Below are 15567 nucleotides of genomic sequence, written 5' to 3' on the forward strand. Positions count from 1 at the left end.
CCCGGCTCAGCCCGCTCCTGGCAGCATGAGCTCGACCTGGCCGCCGATGACGCGTGTGTCGAATCTCGGTTGCGGCGCCGTCGCGGGGCCGTGCACGGCCTCGCCGTCGCTCAGAGCGAACACGCTCTGGTGCCACGGGCACTCGATGCAGGCCTCCCCCGCGACATCCACCAGCTCACCCTCGTCGAGCGGGCCGGCGAGGTGGCTGCAGGTATTGGAGAGCACGTCGACCGCCGCGCCACGGCGCACTACCAGCACCTCGACGCCGTCGACCGTGCGCCGTTCCGGAGTGTTCTCCGCGAACTCCTCGAGACCGCCGAGCGGACGCCAGCCGGATGGGAACCGGTGCGGCACCTCCTCGGCATGGTTGGCCCCGGCGGCCTGCCGGTAGGCGAGATGACCGCCGAGGTAGCCGGAGAGGCCAACGCAAGCGAGACCGGCGAGCCCGAACATCCGCCCGCTCGCGTGCTTGCCACGGCTGCGCTGCACGAACGACACCGCGTAGAGCCCGGTCGCGGCGACGTTGGCAACGGCGTGCACGAGCCCCACCCGCTGCTGCTGCTGGTGCAGCTCCGACCAGTCGGTGAGCCCGGTGACGACCGAGGGCAGCACGGCGGCGACGCCGGTACCGACGAGCACACGGGAGGCCCGCTCCGTTCCAGGCACGACGTCGAGGATGGCGCTGCCGATCCACGAGCCCACCGGCAGAAGCACGAGCGCGGGGTGCGCGGCGTGGCCGATCGGCACTCCGTGCAGCACGTCGCGCACGGCGCGGGGGCGGATGACGGCATTGACCGCCGACCGCACCTTCTTCACGATCGGATCGAGAGCCTCGGCTTCCTCGAGTGCCGTGACGGTCTTGAAGATTCTGAGTTCTCGCACTTTCTCCTCCTATCGAATGGATTCTGCGTGGTCGGGCACGTAGCGGTACAGGTCCTTCGGCGGGCGGTCGTAGTTCTCGGCGTTCGGCCGCGCGGGAATCTTCACCTTGGGCGGTGTGGATGATTCGTAGGGGATCTGTGAGAGCAGGTGCTTGATCGTGTTGAGCCGCGATGCACGCTTGTCATCGCTCTCGATGGTCCACCACGGCGCCTCGTCGGTGTCTGTGCGCGCGAACATGTCGTCTTTGGCGCGGGAGTAGTCCTCCCACTTCGTGATCGACAGCACGTCGACCTCAGACAGCTTCCAGCGGCGCATCGGGTCGTTCAGGCGCGAGTGGAAACGCGCCTCCTGCTCCTTGTCGGAGACCGAGAACCAGTACTTGATGAGGATGATGCCGTCGTCGATGAGCATGCGTTCGAAGACCGGCGTCTGCTCGAGGAACAGCTCGTACTTCTCGATGGGGCTGTAGTCCATGACCCGCTCGACGCCCGCGCGGTTGTACCAGGAGCGGTCCATCAGAACGATCTCGCCCGCCGTGGGCAGCTTCTCGATGTAGCGCTGGAAGTACCACTGGCCCTTCTCGCGCTCGCTCGGCACCGGCAGTGCGACGACGCGCGCGCTGCGCGGGTTGAGGTACTGCATGATCCGCTTGATGGCGCCGCCCTTGCCCGCCGCGTCACGGCCTTCGAATACCACGACGACGCGCGCGCCGGTCCTGGTGATCCACTGCTGCATGCTCACGAGCTCGACCTGGAGGCGCTTGAGCTCGGCCTCGTAGGCCTTCTTCGGGATTCGCTTGGTCGTGCGCTTGCGGTGCTTGGTGTTCGACTTCGACACGTCGCCCCGTCTAGCCAGAGGGGTTCTCGACGGGGGTGCCATCCTGGTCGGTGCCCGAGTCGAGGTCGACTTCTTCGGGGGCGGTTACTTCGGGTTCCGGGGTGTTCTTGGGATCGCTCATGCTGGCCACGTTAGGTCGTATGCGGCCAACAGGAAATGGCGAGCAGAAAACCGCGAATGGTGCTACACGCGAGAAACCGGCGACCGGGCAGAAGGATTAGTGGTGCCCCTGGCAGGAATCGAACCTGCGACCAAAAGATTAGAAGGCTTTTGCTCTATCCACTGAGCTACAGAGGCGCGTTTATACGATAGCGCAGGAGCCGCTAGACGGCCTTCGCCAAGGCCACGAGCACCTGGTTGACGGTCGGCACGCCCTCGGCACGGAACACCTCGGTGCCGTCCTCCGCCGCGATCACGATCGTCGGCGTCGAGCGGATGCCGGCCTTCTCCGCCTCGGCGGTGTCCCGCGCGACATCCAGCTCTGCGATCTTGACGTCGGGCAGCAGCATCGCCACCTGCTTCAGCACTCCCCGCGTCTGAATGCAGGGGTCACAGAACGACGAGGAGAAGAAGAGGAGATTCACGCCAGAGCCAACCGCCGAGCCGGCAGAAAGATTCCTACTGCTCGCTGAGACGCTCGTCGGGGTCTTCGAGTGCCTCGCTGGCCGTGACATCCCAGGTGTAGTGAACCTGGACCTGGTCGCCGATCGACTTGGCGACAGGGCTGCCGTAGACGACCTGCGATTCCTTGCCGTCGAGCGAGACCAGAACGGTCACGGACTCGTCGAAGGAGCCGTCGGTGCTGATGCGGGTGTCGGTCTGGCCGTCGTAGGGTCCGCCCGTGTAGAAGACGATGTACTCGTCGCCGTGCGTGAGCGATACCTCGTTGTTTGTCATAAGACAGGTCTACCAGACGTCGAGCAGGGCCAAGACACCGGCGAGCAGCGACACGGCCGCGAGGGTGAGCGCGACGATGACGATCACGAGGTGCACCGTGAAGAAGGCGGTGGGCCTGCCCGCTGAGTCTCGCGCCCGCGGATCGCCGGCGACGCGGCGGAAGAAGGTGGGCCACACGGCGATGTTGAAGACGCCGTTGAGGATGAGGAGCACGCAGAGGGCGGTAGTCATGGTGCTTCGAGAATAATCGGATGCCGCGGCCGACGCCGCTCGACGGCGCGCTGGTGTCGGCGGCCCGAAGATAGAATGACCGAATGGCTACTGCTACGGACCGACTGGTCTGGATCGACTGTGAAATGACCGGACTCGACCTCGCGGTCGACGAACTCGTAGAGGTCGCGGTGGTCATCACCGACTACGACCTCGTGCCGATCGCTCCGGGGTTCACCATCGTGATCAATCCCGACCGCTCGGCGCTCGAGAACATGGGCGACTTCGTGCGCAACATGCACACCGAGAGCGGGCTCATCGACGAGATCCCGAAGGGCGTGAGCCTGGCCGATGCCGAGTACGCCGTGCTCGAGTACATCCTCTCGCACGTTCCCGGCGTGCAGTCCGCGCCGCTCGCGGGCAACACGATCGGAACCGACCGCGCGTTCCTGGCGAAGTACATGCCCCGCGTCGACAGCCACCTGCACTACCGCAGCGTCGACGTGTCGTCGATCAAGGAGCTCGCCCGTCACTGGTTCCCCCGCGTGTACTTCAATGCCCCCGCCAAGAACGGCGGACACCGCGCTCTGGCAGACATTCTCGAATCAATTCGCGAGCTCGATTACTACCGAAAAGCCGTATTTACCGCGGAACCCGGCCCCACGACCGACCAGGTTCAGGTCATCTCGGCCGAGGTAGTGGAGAGATTCGCCCCGCACCTGTAATAGAATCGTCTGGTTGCTTCAGTGAGAGATCACGAAGCAGCGGCTTGGTGGGCGTAGCTCAGTTGGCAGAGCGCTGGCTTGTGGAGCCGGATGTCGCGGGTTCGAGCCCCGTCGTTCACCCCAATGTTGCACCACGGCAACACACGAATGGCCCGACTGCGAAGTCGGGCCATTCGTGTTTGTGGAAAGCTGGATTCATGGCCAAGACACTCGAGAGCACCGAACTGCACGAGCAGACGGTTCTCGACAGCCCGTGGGTCTGCCTCGTCTGGAACGACCCGGTGAACCTGATGAGCTACGTGTCGTACGTCTTCCGCAGTTACTTCGGCTTCTCGCGCGAGGAGGCCGACCGCCGGATGCTGCAGGTGCACAACGACGGCCGCGCCGTCGTCGCCACCGGCAGCCGCGAGGAGATGGAACGCCACGTCGAGGCCATGCACGACTTCGGCCTCTGGGCCACACTGCAGAAAGCGGATGCGTGACCCCCTTCTCCAAGACCGCCTCCGGAACGATCGTGGCCGGCTTCAGCGCCGTAGAGGCCGACATCATCGGCGACCTGGCGGCGCAGATCGCCGGGATGCTGGTCGACCTGGCGGGTTCGCGAGACGTCGACCCGCTGTTCGACAGCGTGGGCATCGGCGGTTCGGCGGCGCTCCACGACGACCCGGCGATCGCGCGACTGCTGCCCGACGCCTACGGTGACGACGCCGACGCGTCGCGCGACTTCCGTCAGCTCACCGAGCGCGGCCTCGCGCGCCGCAAGGTGACCAACGCCGGGATCGTGATCGCGAGTCTGGAGAGCGGCGCGGGCGACGTCGAACTCGACGAGCAGCAGTCACAGGCGTGGTTGCGCACCCTCGCCGACATCCGCCTCACCATCGCCGCCCGCCTCGGAATCGAGAGCGACGGCGACGAGGGAGAGGCGGACGGCGACGCAGCGGAGTCGCTGCGCGAGCTGTACGACTGGCTGGCATTCGTCACCGAGAGCCTGATCGACGCCCTCGAGCAGTGACTCCCTCTGCGAGACTTGCCCCGTGGACGCACTGACTGAAGACGAGTTCGAGCAGCTCGTGATCGACGAGCTCGATGCCCTGCCCGACGAGATGGTCGACGGCCTCGACAACGTCGTCTTCGTCACCGAGACCCGGCCGGAAGACGGCTCGCTCGACCTGCTGGGCCTCTACGACGGCGTGGCGATCACGGACCGCGGCCAGTACGGCTTCGGCGAGCTTCCCGACCGGATCATCCTGTACCGCGAGCCGCTCATCGCCGTCAGCGAGGACCTCGACGAGCTCAAGGACCAGATCCACGTGACGCTCGTGCACGAGATCGCCCACTTCTACGGCATCGACGACGACGAGCTGCACCGCCTCGGCTGGGGCTAGGGCGCGCTGGCGAGCTCGAGCGGCAGGGCGCGGTTCGCCGACCACTCCTCGAGCGAGCCGTCGTAGATGCGCACCGCTTTCACTCCGATCGCAGCGAGCGTGAGCGCCCCCGCAGACGCGGAGATGCCGCCTCCGCAGTAGAGCAGCACCTCCTCGGTGCCCGAGCTGCCGACGGCTTTCGTGTCGACGCCCGCGCCGTCATAGGCGAGGATGACCTCGACGCGGCTCTTCAGCGTTCCGTCTGCCTTGAACAGGTCGCGGCTCGACACGTTGACGCTGCCGGGAATGTGCCCGCGCCGCGAGTAGCGCGTCGGGTCGGTTCCGTTGAAGCTGCCGGCGGGCAGGCTGCAGACCAGAGGTCGCGCGTCTGCGGCGGTGCGCTCCTCCAGCTCCTGCTGGCTCACCCAGGCCTTGCGGGCGATCGTCGCGGGCCACGACGCGACGGGGGCCGCCTCGACCGCCTCCCCCGCCTCCACGGGCTGCCCCGCCGCCCGCCAGGCGTCGAAGCCGCCGTCGAGCACGCGCACCTGAACGCCGATCCACCGCAGCAGATACCAGAGGCGAGCGGCCCACATCGTGCCGGTGGTGTCGTAGACGACGACCTGGGTGTCGGGCCCGACGCCGAGGCGTGCGAGCTCGTCCGCGATCTCCTGGGGCTGCGGATGCGTGTAGTTCAGTCTCGCGGTCGTGTCGCTGAACTGGGTGGGCACGTCGACGTGGTGCGACCCGGGAATATGGCCGGCCAGCCAGCGCGGGCGGCCGCTCGACCGGCGGTAGTCGCCGTCGTACGCGGGTGTGTGCAGTTCCAGGCTCGCGTCGAAGACGACCGGCGGGGTGGCGCTGCCGAGGGAGTCGGCGAGCTCGGACACGGAGATGAAGGGAGAGGTCACCGCTCCACTCTGGCAGGATCCGCCGTCGAGAGTGCAGTTGTACACCCTCGAGGGCGTCGAAACGGGGCACAACTGCACTGTCGCGGCGCGACAGACGGAGTGGGACCGGTTAGATTACGGACGGTCGAGCAGCGCACGCCAGCGGGAGACGTCGGCGGTGACGTCGTGACCGTCGACGATCGCGTCTGCGTGCGCGGCCGGATTCTCCCGGGTGATGAACGCCTCCTCCTGCGCAGCCCACTCGTCCCAGTGCGGGGCGTAGCTGTCGCCGTCGCGGGCGAGGGCACGCGACTTTCGCAGTCCCGCGTCGAGAGCGACCCAGATGCCGAAGCTCGCCAGGGCCCGGTTGTCGAGGCTGAGAGCGCCGCATCCCTCGATGACGAGCGGGCGGTCGGGATCGAGGTCGTGCCATTCCGCGTGCCGTCCGGTCACCCAGTCCCAGCGGCGCCAGCGCGGACGGTGTCCGGTCGCGAGTATCTCGTCGTGCGCGATGCGGCTCCCCGCGTCGAGGCCGCCCCAGCCGGGGTAGAGGTCGTCGAGGCGCACGAGCTGGGCGTCGGGTGCGCCGGCGACGATCGCGCGGGCGAGCTCGGTCTTACCGGATCCCGACCGGCCGTCGATGAGGAGCACCGGTGCCCTCATGCGCGCGCCCCGTCGACGAGCGGGCTGTCGTCGGCCACGCCACGTGACGCGACAACCCCGCCGAGCGGGGAGCTGCCGAGCCGGGCGATGCCGACAGCGTCGAACCGCACGCCGACCACGTCTCCGGCGGCGACGGGCAGACCGGCGCCCGCGACCCCGTCGACCTCGCCGATCTCGTCGACGGCGAGCCGCACACGCGCCCCGTCGACGGCGGGGGTGCTGCGCACGACCCGCGCCGTGATCTGCCCGCCATCCGCCACCACCACCGCCGAGGCGCGCAGGGCTATCGCACCTGAGGCGCCGGGGTCGACAAGTCGGGCTGCGGCGCCCTCGAGCACGGTCGTGTAGCCGAGGAAGCGCGCGATCTGCGCGGAGCCCGGGCGACGCCAGACCTCGGCCGGCGTGCCGACCTGCACGAGCCGCCCCGCGATCATCACGGCGACCCGGTCGGAGACGGCGAAGGCCTCGTCCTGGTCGTGGGTGACGAAGACCGCGGTCGTGCCCGTGTCGACGAGGATGCGGCGCAGGTCGCCGGCGAGACGCTCGCGCAGTTCGCGGTCGAGCGCCGAGAGCGGCTCGTCGAGCAGCAGCATCCGCGGACGCGCAGCAAGAGACCGTGCGAGGGCGACGCGTTGCTGCTCGCCACCCGAGAGCTCGGTCACCCGTCGCCTGCCGAATCCGGCCAGCCCCACCAGCTCGAGCAGCTCGTCGACGCGCCCGGACCCGCCGCGCTCGCCGGCGATGCGCAACGGGTAGGCGATGTTCTCTTCGACGGTGCGGTGCGGAAACAGCTGCCCGTCTTGGAACATCAGCGCGAAGCCGCGGCGGTGCACGGGCAGAGCGGTGATGTCGTCACCGTGCCAGCGGACCCGCCCGGCATCGAGGCGTTCCAGCCCTGCGACCGAACGCAGCAGGGTCGACTTGCCGCTGCCCGATGGGCCGAGGATACCGAGCACCTCCCCCGCCGCGACGTCGAGCGTCACGGCGTCGACGGCCGTGGTGCCGTCGAACGACACCGTCACGCCTTCCACCGAGAGTGCGGTCATCAGAATGCTCCCATCGTTCCCACGCGCAGCCTCTCGACGAGCGCGATGATCGCCACCGTGACGGCGGCCAGCACGACCGAGGCCGCCAGCGCCATCCCGAAGTTGTCGCCTCCCGGCAGGCCGATGAGCCGGAAGATCACCACCGGCAGAGTCGGGCGGTCGGGCCGCGAGAGAAAGCTGGTCGCGCCGAACTCGCCGAGCGCCACCGCGAAGGCGAAGCCGGATGCCGCGAGCACGGGCCGGGCGACGATGGCGAGGTCGACATCCCGCATCACCCGCCACGGCGGCGAGCCGAGCACGGCGGCAGACTCGCGCAGCCGTCCGTCGATGCCGGCGAGCACGGGCAGGATGGTGCGCACCACGAGCGGCAGCGCGACGAGCGCCTGGGCGATCGGCACGAGCACCGGCGAGGAACGCAGGTCGAACGGTGGCTGGTTGAGCGTGATGAGGAAGCCGAAGCCCACGGTGACGGCGGAGACGCCGAGCGGGAGCATAAGCGCCCCGTCGAAACCCGCGAGGGCGCGGCGCAGGCCGGGCGACCGCGGCCGGCGGGAGATCACGAGGCTCGCGGCGAGGCCGATGACGAGCGCGATGACGGTGGCCTGCACGGCGATCTGCAGCGAGTTGCCGAGCGCGACCCACACGGGCACGACGAGTGCGTTGCGGCTGCCGGTTCCGCCGAGGGCGATGTAGTTGCCGAGACCCCAGCCGTCGGCCGTGTGCAGCGACCGCAGCACGAGCGACACGATCGGCAGGGCGAGGAAGACGGCGACGAGCAGCGTGACGGCGATCGCCGGCGCGTCGCCGAGCCGCGGCGAGTGCACGGCGTCGGCGGCGTCGACCCTGCGCTGTGCCGTGCGCCGGCCGCGGGCGCGCGCGGCGAGCAGCAGCAGTGCCACGACGACGACGAGCTGCATGACCGACAGCACGCTCGCCGCCCTCAGGTCGAGGAACTGGGTGGTCAGCAGGTAGATCTCCGTCTCGATGGTGCCGAAGCGGGAGCCGCCGAGCACGAGCACGACCCCGAAGGCGGTGGAGCAGAACAGGAAGACGATGGATGCTGCCGACGTGATCGCGGGGGCGAGCCGCGGCAGGGTGACGGTGAACCACACCCGCACGGGGCCTGCGCCGAGCACCCGCGCCGCCTCCTCCTGCCGGGAGTCGAGGCCCTCCCAGGTGTTGCCCACGGTGCGCACGACGACGGCCACGTTGAAGAAGACGAGGGCGAGCATGATGGCGGCGAAGGTGCCGTCGAGCCGGAGCGAGCCGAGAAGGCCCCCGTCGCGCAGCAGCGTGCGGAAGGCGACGCCCACCACCACCGTGGGCAGCACGAACGGCAGGACTACCAGGGCGCGAAGCATCCGACGTCCCCTGAAGCGGAGACGGTAGAGCACGTGCGCGATCGGAAGGCCGAGGAGCACGCAGACGACCGAGGCGAGCGCCGCCTGCCCGATGGTCAGGCCGATGAGCCGCAGGGTACGCGGGCGGGCGAGCACGTCGGAGAACCCGCCGAGGTCGAGCGCTCCGTCGACGAACAGGCCGCGGCCCACCATGGCGAGCACCGGCCAGGCGAAGAACACGCCGACGAACGCGAGAGGCACGCCGGCGCCGAGCACGATCGCTGCGATCGTGCCCGGTGTCGGTCGTGCCTGCCGCGGTCGGGTCACGGTGTAGCTATCGCCGCCCACTCGGTCAGCCAGGCGTCGCGGCCCTTGTCGATGTCGTCGGGCGAGACCACGAACGGGTTCTCGGCGATCTCGGCGTAGTCGCTCCAGCCCTCGGGAAGAGTCGCGGCCGCGTTCACCGGAAACACGTACATGCTCTCGGGGATGTCGTTCTGCACCGTCGTGGAGAAGAGGAAGTCGACGAGCTTCTCGGCGCCCGCCGTGTTCTCCGTGCCTGCCACGACGCCCGCGTACTCCGTCTGACGGAAGCAGGTGTCGAGCAGCGCACCGGTGGGCGCCTCGGTGTCGCCCTCCTGCACCTCGAACGGCGGGCTCGACGCGTAGGAGACGACGAGCGGGCGGTCGCCCTCGCTCGACGGGCCGGAGAAGTCGACGTAGTAGGCGTCGCTCCAGCCGGCGTCGATCTTCACTCCGTTGTCGACGAGCTTCGTCCAGTAGTCCTGCCAGCCGCCGTCGCCGGGCGCGCCCTCGCCGAACGCCGCGATCGTGGCGAGCAGGAAGGCGAGGCCGGGCGACGACGAGTTCGCCGCGGGAACCACGAACAGGTCTTTGTACTCCGGCTTGACCAGGTCGTCGAGGGTCGTCGGCTCGTCGATGCCGGCCTCGGCGAACCACTCATGGTCGACGTTGACGCAGACGTCGCCGTTGTCGATCGGGGTCAGCTGCTCGAGTCCGCTGCCCGCCGGCAGCAGATACGGCTCCTCGGCAGCGGTCAGGTCCTTCGACGCGTAGTCGGCGAGCACTCCCTCGTCGACTGCCCGGGTCGCGAACGTGTTGTCGATGCCGAAGACGACGTCGCCGAGCGGCGAGTCCTTGGTGAGCACGAGCTTGTTGACGAGCTCGCCGGCGTCGCCGAGGGCCTGCACCTCGACTTCGATGCCGGTCTGCTTCGTGAACTCCGCGAGCGTGCCCTTGCTCAGATTGAACGAGTCGTGCGTGACGAGCACGAGCGTCTCGGGGCTCGCGCCGGGCGCCGCGTCGCTCGCGCACGAGCTGACGGCGAGACCGACGGCGAGCAGAACGCCCGCCGCGGCCAGGGATGTGTTGCGTGTGTGCACTGGTCGTGCCCTTTCATTCGATGAAAAGAGGGCACGGGATAGAAGAGAATGCCTCCCTGCGCTGGCATGATCCAGATCAGGTTCGACGGTCGAAGCTTCGGTTAGCTTCCTCTCAGCCCGGCTCACCGGACTCCCGTGTTCGGGAGCAGTCTACCGCCGGGCGGTCACCTGCGGTACGACGCCACCATCAGCTCGCCCGCGATCGCGGCGAGCTCGTCGTCGAGCCTCTCGATGAGCCGCTGCGAGACGGATGAGGCGACGATGTCGTGGGGACCGAGCGCACGCAGCCGGCCCGTGCGCACCCGCACCACCTCCCAGCCGACGGCACGCAGCATCCGATCTTTTCTGAGGTCTTTCTCCTCGTGGCGCCCCACGTGCTCGAGCCCGTGCCGACCCACGCTGTCGTATTCGATGGCGACGCGCAGCTCGGGAACCACGATGTCGGGCCAGATCTCGAGGTTGTTGAAAAACGGCTTGGCGACGCGGATCGCGTTGTTGCCCAGATCGAAGTCGAAGCGCTCGGCGATGCGCTGCCGCAGGTCGGCCTCGACCTGGGAGGCCGGCTTCGGGGCGAGCGCGCTGAGGAACGCCTCCCCCACCGGCACCCGGTCGGCACCCGCTGCGGCGTTGCGGCAGACGCGGCACCGGCGCCCGTCGAGCATGCGCTCGACCGTCGACTCCCAGGTGCCGTGCCCGCGCGAGCACACCCAGCGGTACTTGCGGGCGGTGCCGGTCTCGACAGCGAGCTGGTCGCGCTGCCCCGGGGTGACGGTCGCGAGCAGCTGCTCTCGAGTCACCGCCGAGCCGTCGAGCCGACGGCACAGGTAGCAGCGGTCGTCGCCGCCGGCCTCGATGCGGTCGGGGTCTCGCGGATGCCCGCAGGCGTACGGCGGCAGCACGCCCTCGGGTGCCGTGGCCAGCGGCGCCCGGCGGCGCACCGCGAGCGCGCTGCAGTCCGGACACCACGACGATCGCCTCCGCTCGCGTCCTGGTCGGGCGCGCTGCTCCTCGGGCGTGGCGACGAAGACATGGCCGGCGTCGCACTGCCAGACGAGCAGGACCTCCGCCAGCGGCGGGATCTGGGTGAGGGTGATGCCGCCGTTGAGATCGGGGTGGTACTGCCTGATGAGCACCGGGTACCGCTCCCAGTCGTCGCGGTAGGAGCCGATCGGATAGGGCACGGCGGCGGCCTTCGACCACTGGCGGCGTGCCCACCAGGCGTCGACCGGCTCAGCCACGATTCCTCACGCGGCGAGGATAGCCGCGGCCCCCGACACCGGTGCGCACTCGCTCAGGGAAGCTCGAATACTCTGTACCCATGGCGGTTTCCGACGAGACAGGTGGCGGGCTCTCCCTCACCGACCTCGTCGGCGAGATCATGCATCGTGCCGAGTCCCCCGACGCCGCCCGCGACCGGCTCGCGCGCCTCGTCGCCGCGACCCAGGCCATCTCCTCCGACCTCGAGCTTCCGACCGCCCTGCACAACGTCGTCGAGGTCGCCTGCGATCTGGTCAACGCCAGCTACGGCGCGATCGGCGTCATCTCCCCCGATGGCATGCTCGAGGAGTTCATCCACGTGGGCATGAGCGACGGCATCGTCGCCGAACTCGGCGCACCGCCCAGCGGGCACGGTCTGCTCGGCGCCGTCATCAGTGAGGCGACGCCGATCCGGCTCGACCACATCTCGCACGACGAGCGTTCCGTCGGATTCCCCGCCGGACACCCGCCCATGGACAGCTTCCTCGGTGTGCCGGTGCGCATCGGCGGCACCGTCTACGGCAACCTCTACCTCACGGGGAGCGCGAACGGCTCGTTCGACAAGGTCGACGAGCAGATCATCATGACGCTCGCCACCATGGCCGGCTCCGCCATCGCCAATGCCAGGCTGTACGAGGAGGCGCGCCTCGGGCAACGCTGGATCGCGGCATCCGAGGAGATCAACCAACGGCTGCTCTCGGGTGAGCTCGGCGAACGCGACGTCGCACCGATCGCCTCCCTCATCCTCAGCCTCGCCGACGCGTCGTTCGTCGGGCTCGTGCTCCCCGTCGACGAGCTGTCGGTCGGCGACGCCCCGCCGTTCGCCCAGAAGTTCGGCCCGCTGGCCGACTCGACGGTCTCGGTCGCCGACGAGGAGATCTCGGCACTGCCCGACCGGGTGCGCAGTGCCCTCGAGCTGAAGGACGACCGCCCCGCGGCGTTCCGCGACATCGAGGTCTGGGCGAGCGCGCTCATCGGCTCCACCATGGTCATCCCGTGGGGCGACATCGAGGCGACCCGCGAGGGCGCGCTGGTCATCACCCGCGACGCGCACGGGCACCCGTACACGGTCGCGGAACGCCGCATGGCCAAACGGTTCGCCCGCAGCGTGGCCATCGCGCGCGAGCTCGCCATGGCGCGCAACAACCGCGAGCACGTCGCCCTCACCGACGAGCGCGACCGCATCGCCCGCGACCTGCACGACCACGTCATCCAGAGCCTGTTCGCGGTCGGCCTCGGCCTGCAGAGCGTGGTCGGATCGGCCAACGGGCAGGTCGCGGCGCGCATCGCGGCGCAGGTCGACGCGATCGACGTGACGATCCGCCAGATCCGGCAGACGATCTTCCAGCTGAGCGCGCCGCCCAACGCCTCCGACTACAGCCAGAAGCAGCGTCTCAACCAGCTCGTGCGCACCATCCTCGAGGGCGAGGGCATCGACTCGTCCCTCGACTTCCGCGGCCCCGTCGACACGCTCATCGACAGCGAGCTCGGCGAGGAGGTCTCGGCCGTCCTCCGGGAGGCGCTCAGCAACGTGGTGCGGCACGCGGAGGCGTCGCGGGTCGACATCACCATCGCGGTCTCCGCCACCGAGGTGCGCGTCGTCGTCACCGACAACGGTCGCGGCCTCGGCCAGGTCGGACACCGCAGCGGGCTCGACAACCTCGCGCACCGAGCGAACGTGCGCGGCGGGCGCTTCACCACGGCCGCCCGCGCGCCCTCGGGCACGACGATCGACTGGGCGGCTCCGGTGGTGGCGTCGTGACCGCGCCGGTTCGGCTGTACCTGCTCGACGACCACGAGATCGTGCGCCGCGGGCTCATCGACCTGCTCTCCGGCGAGCCCGACTTCGCCGTCGTCGGCGAGAGCGGCATCGCGACCGGGGCAGCCGCCGCCATCGTCGCCTCGGGCGCCACGGTGGCGATCCTCGACGGGCGCCTCCCCGACGGCAGCGGCATCGACGTGTGCCGCGACGTCAAGTCGGCGGATCCGAGCATCCGCTGCCTCATCCTCACCTCGTTCGACGACGACGAGGCGGTGCTCGCCGCGGTGCTCGCCGGGGCCGACGGCTACCTCCTCAAAGAGGTGCGCGCGACGAGCCTCGTCGACGCCGTCCGCACCGTCGCGGCCGGGGAGACGCTGCTCGACCCGACCGTCACCGAGCGTGTGCTCGACCGCGTGCGCATCCCAGGCACCGGCGCCTCGCCGTTGGGCCTGCTCACCCCGCGCGAGACCGAGATCCTCGGGCTGATCGCGGAGGGCATGTCGAACCGCGAGATCGCCGGCACGTTGTTCCTCGCGGAGAAGACGGTGAAGAACAACGTCAGCGGCATCCTGTCGAAGCTCGGCATGCAGCGCCGCACCCAGGCCGCCGTGCTCGGCGCCGAGTGGCTGCACAAGCGCGACCGCTGACCGAACGCGCCGGCCGAGCCGCGGGGCAAGCTTCTGCTGCACAACGGCGCCCTCAGCGTCGAAAGCTTGCCCCTCAGCACCCGACGCAGACGCCGTCCGAGCCGCGGGGCAAGCTTCCGCTGCACAACGGCGCCCTCAGCGTCGAAAGCTTGCCCCTCAGCACCCGACGCAGACGCCGTCCGAGCCGCGGGGCAAGCAATCGACGGTTATGGATGCCGGGAAGGTCGAAAGTTTGCCCCGCTGGTCTGCGGCGAGACAGCGGGGTGGTGACCTGAGTGACAGGCGGGGTCAGCGCGCGGCGGCGGCCTGCTCGTAGTGGCGCAGCGTGACGACGATCTGGTCGAGGTAGTCGTCGACCTCGCCCTGGTTGTATCCCCGCTTGAACTTGGTGGGGGTGAACCGCACGTTGACGACGTCGTCTCCGCTCAGCGCAGGAGAGCCCTCGGTGCCTCTCTCGTGGTCCGCGATCACTGCGCGGACGGCGGCGAGGAAGTCGTCGACGCCCGCGACCGAGTAGCCCTCTTTGAAGCGGGTCGTGGTGAAGCTCTTGTCGGGCAGGGTCGACGCGCGCAGCAGCGCGGGAGCGGCAGCGGGGGCTGCGGGGGCACGCACCGCGGGCACCTCGGGCGCTGCACGCACCGCGGGCACCTCAGGCACCTCGGCGGCGACGGCCACCTCCGCGGCCTCAGGCACGGCGCTCTCGTGCTCGGCGAGCGCCGCGACCAGCTGGTCGAGCAGGTCGTCGACCTGGTCCTGGTCGTAGCCGTTGCCGAACTTCGTCGTCTGGAACTTGTGCGCGTTGACGTCTTCCGACGAGAGCGTCGCCACACCCTGCGACTCCCACGCGGCGAGCGCCGCCGTTGCGCTGTCGAGCAGCGCGTCGACCTCCGCCTGCTCGTAGCCCTCGCGGAATTTCGTGATCGCGAAGCTCGCTGTAGTGATGTCGGTGGACTTGAGCATGCGGCACCTCGCGCGATCGTGGACAGGTGCTCCCCACCCTAGGCGCTCAGGGTTCTTCGAGCAGCGCGAGCAGCTTCTGGACCGTGCGCAGGTTGCGCCCGGTGGCCGTGGCACCCAGGGCCTTCGCGAAGCCCGCGGGAAGCCGCGACTGGCTCACCCCGAGGGGCAGCCACTGGTAGACGGCATGCCGGCCGAAGACGACGACCTCGGGAAGAAGCTCGTCGTCGCTCGGGCGACGGATCGCCGCGCCATCCGGCACCTCGTCGGCGAACGTGATCAGGAGCCGCGACGGATCGTCGGCCAACTCGGCCAGAGGGTTCTCGTCGAGGATCTCGCGCAGGCGCGCCGCGTCGAGCAGCACGACGCGCGGGCGCGAGCCGGTCGCACGCTCGATCAGCGACTCGATGCGGTCGGCGTCGACGGGTTCATGGCTGTCGAACACCACGTTGCCGCTCTGCAGCAGGGTGCGCACGTTGCCGAAGCCCTCCGCCTCGAAGGCGGCGCGCAGGTCGGCCATCGCGATGCGCTTGGTCGTGCCCACGTTGACTCCGCGCATCAGGGCCGCGTATCGAGTCGAAGTCATCCGCACAAGGTAGTGCATATTGCACACATCGCGACAGATTGCGAGAGGCGGCCTCGTCTGGCACCTCGCAGGGGTGCGGGTTATCGTAAAGGTCGATTCAC

The 15567-nt window shown here is 69.3% G+C and carries 18 protein-coding genes, 2 tRNA genes, 2 pseudogenes and 1 riboswitch; of the genes and pseudogenes, 7 read left to right on the plus strand and 15 right to left on the minus strand.

Annotated elements, in window-relative coordinates; translation table 11 throughout:
* Positions 1-6 precede the first annotated feature (6 nt).
* The 6 genes from ABIE21_RS06810 to ABIE21_RS06835 all read right to left on the minus strand — a co-directional run bounded on the left by ABIE21_RS06810 (position 7) and on the right by ABIE21_RS06835 (position 2847).
* Entirely contained in the window at positions 7-882 is an 876-nt protein-coding gene (locus ABIE21_RS06810; RefSeq protein WP_354024019.1) for a Rieske 2Fe-2S domain-containing protein, read from the minus strand.
* Between the two features lie 9 nt (positions 883-891).
* A complete protein-coding gene (gene ppk2, locus ABIE21_RS06815) occupies positions 892-1719 on the minus strand; it encodes a polyphosphate kinase 2 (RefSeq protein WP_354024020.1) in 828 nt (275 codons plus the stop codon).
* 221 nt (positions 1720-1940) lie between these two features.
* A tRNA-Arg gene (locus ABIE21_RS06820) sits at positions 1941-2016 on the minus strand.
* Positions 2017-2042: 26 nt separating this feature from the next.
* Complete coding sequence (locus tag ABIE21_RS06825; protein ID WP_354024021.1) at positions 2043-2393, minus strand: thioredoxin family protein; 351 nt, start codon at positions 2391-2393, stop codon at positions 2043-2045.
* Complete coding sequence (locus tag ABIE21_RS06830) at positions 2338-2616, minus strand: oligoribonuclease (RefSeq protein WP_354024022.1); 279 nt, start codon at positions 2614-2616, stop codon at positions 2338-2340. Before ABIE21_RS06830 ends, ABIE21_RS06825 begins: the two co-directional genes overlap by 56 nt.
* Positions 2617-2625: 9 nt before the next feature.
* Entirely contained in the window at positions 2626-2847 is a 222-nt protein-coding gene (locus ABIE21_RS06835) for an SCO4848 family membrane protein (protein WP_354024023.1), read from the minus strand.
* An 83-nt stretch (positions 2848-2930) separates the two neighbouring features.
* On the opposite strand from ABIE21_RS06835, the gene orn reads away from it, so the two are divergent.
* The 5 genes from orn (at position 2931) to ABIE21_RS06860 (ending at position 4936) form a co-directional block, all read left to right on the plus strand.
* A complete protein-coding gene (orn, locus tag ABIE21_RS06840; protein ID WP_354024024.1) occupies positions 2931-3551 on the plus strand; it encodes an oligoribonuclease in 621 nt (206 codons plus the stop codon).
* A 47-nt stretch (positions 3552-3598) separates the two neighbouring features.
* A tRNA-His gene (locus tag ABIE21_RS06845) sits at positions 3599-3674 on the plus strand.
* A 74-nt stretch (positions 3675-3748) separates the two neighbouring features.
* Positions 3749-4033, plus strand: a complete 285-nt coding sequence (gene clpS / locus ABIE21_RS06850) for an ATP-dependent Clp protease adapter ClpS (RefSeq protein ID WP_354024025.1) — start codon at positions 3749-3751, stop codon at positions 4031-4033.
* Entirely contained in the window at positions 4030-4563 is a 534-nt protein-coding gene (locus ABIE21_RS06855; protein ID WP_354024026.1) for a DUF2017 domain-containing protein, read from the plus strand. The genes clpS and ABIE21_RS06855 overlap by 4 nt, the downstream gene beginning before the upstream one ends.
* A gap of 91 nt (positions 4564-4654) precedes the next feature.
* The gene (locus tag ABIE21_RS06860; protein ID WP_354024413.1) at positions 4655-4936 is read left to right on the plus strand and encodes a metallopeptidase family protein; all 282 of its coding nucleotides are present in this window, start codon (positions 4655-4657) and stop codon (positions 4934-4936) included.
* On the opposite strand, the gene ABIE21_RS06865 is transcribed toward ABIE21_RS06860, so the two are convergent.
* The 6 genes from ABIE21_RS06865 to ABIE21_RS06890 all read right to left on the minus strand — a co-directional run bounded on the left by ABIE21_RS06865 (position 4933) and on the right by ABIE21_RS06890 (position 11495).
* On the minus strand, positions 4933-5826 hold the full coding sequence (locus ABIE21_RS06865) for a sulfurtransferase (RefSeq protein WP_354024027.1): 894 nt from the start codon (positions 5824-5826) through the stop codon (positions 4933-4935). The genes ABIE21_RS06860 and ABIE21_RS06865 overlap by 4 nt on opposite strands.
* A gap of 114 nt (positions 5827-5940) precedes the next feature.
* Positions 5941-6468, minus strand: coding sequence for an ATP-binding protein (locus tag ABIE21_RS06870; RefSeq protein ID WP_354024028.1), 528 nt, complete (start codon positions 6466-6468; stop codon positions 5941-5943).
* Complete coding sequence (locus tag ABIE21_RS06875) at positions 6465-7514, minus strand: ABC transporter ATP-binding protein (RefSeq protein ID WP_354024029.1); 1050 nt, start codon at positions 7512-7514, stop codon at positions 6465-6467. The genes ABIE21_RS06870 and ABIE21_RS06875 overlap by 4 nt, the downstream gene beginning before the upstream one ends.
* Entirely contained in the window at positions 7514-9181 is a 1668-nt protein-coding gene (locus tag ABIE21_RS06880; protein ID WP_436232307.1) for an ABC transporter permease, read from the minus strand. Before ABIE21_RS06880 ends, ABIE21_RS06875 begins: the two co-directional genes overlap by 1 nt.
* A complete protein-coding gene (locus tag ABIE21_RS06885) occupies positions 9178-10257 on the minus strand; it encodes a thiamine ABC transporter substrate-binding protein (RefSeq protein WP_354024030.1) in 1080 nt (359 codons plus the stop codon). The genes ABIE21_RS06880 and ABIE21_RS06885 overlap by 4 nt, the downstream gene beginning before the upstream one ends.
* A gap of 36 nt (positions 10258-10293) precedes the next feature.
* A riboswitch (TPP riboswitch) is annotated at positions 10294-10395 on the minus strand.
* A gap of 26 nt (positions 10396-10421) precedes the next feature.
* Complete coding sequence (locus ABIE21_RS06890; RefSeq protein ID WP_354024031.1) at positions 10422-11495, minus strand: zinc-ribbon domain-containing protein; 1074 nt, start codon at positions 11493-11495, stop codon at positions 10422-10424.
* Positions 11496-11575: 80 nt separating this feature from the next.
* Here ABIE21_RS06890 and ABIE21_RS06895 point away from each other — a divergent pair, with 80 nt between their 5' ends.
* Positions 11576-13276, plus strand: coding sequence for a GAF domain-containing sensor histidine kinase (locus tag ABIE21_RS06895; RefSeq protein WP_354024032.1), 1701 nt, complete (start codon positions 11576-11578; stop codon positions 13274-13276).
* Positions 13273-13923: a response regulator transcription factor gene (locus tag ABIE21_RS06900; protein WP_354024033.1), complete on the plus strand. Its 651-nt coding sequence runs from the start codon at positions 13273-13275 to the stop codon at positions 13921-13923. Before ABIE21_RS06895 ends, ABIE21_RS06900 begins: the two co-directional genes overlap by 4 nt.
* A 306-nt stretch (positions 13924-14229) precedes the next feature.
* On the opposite strand, the pseudogene ABIE21_RS18350 reads toward ABIE21_RS06900, so the two are convergent.
* From ABIE21_RS18350 to ABIE21_RS06910, 3 genes and pseudogenes are all read right to left on the minus strand, one after another.
* A pseudogene (locus ABIE21_RS18350) lies at positions 14230-14391 on the minus strand (DivIVA domain-containing protein); the annotation flags it as partial.
* Positions 14392-14646: 255 nt separating this feature from the next.
* Positions 14647-14883: pseudogene (locus ABIE21_RS18355) on the minus strand (DivIVA domain-containing protein); the annotation flags it as partial.
* A gap of 46 nt (positions 14884-14929) precedes the next feature.
* Positions 14930-15466: a DUF1697 domain-containing protein gene (locus ABIE21_RS06910; protein ID WP_354024035.1), complete on the minus strand. Its 537-nt coding sequence runs from the start codon at positions 15464-15466 to the stop codon at positions 14930-14932.
* Positions 15467-15567 lie beyond the last annotated feature (101 nt).

The organism is Conyzicola nivalis (genome assembly GCF_040548875.1).
GTDB lineage: Bacteria > Actinomycetota > Actinomycetes > Actinomycetales > Microbacteriaceae > Conyzicola > Conyzicola nivalis_A.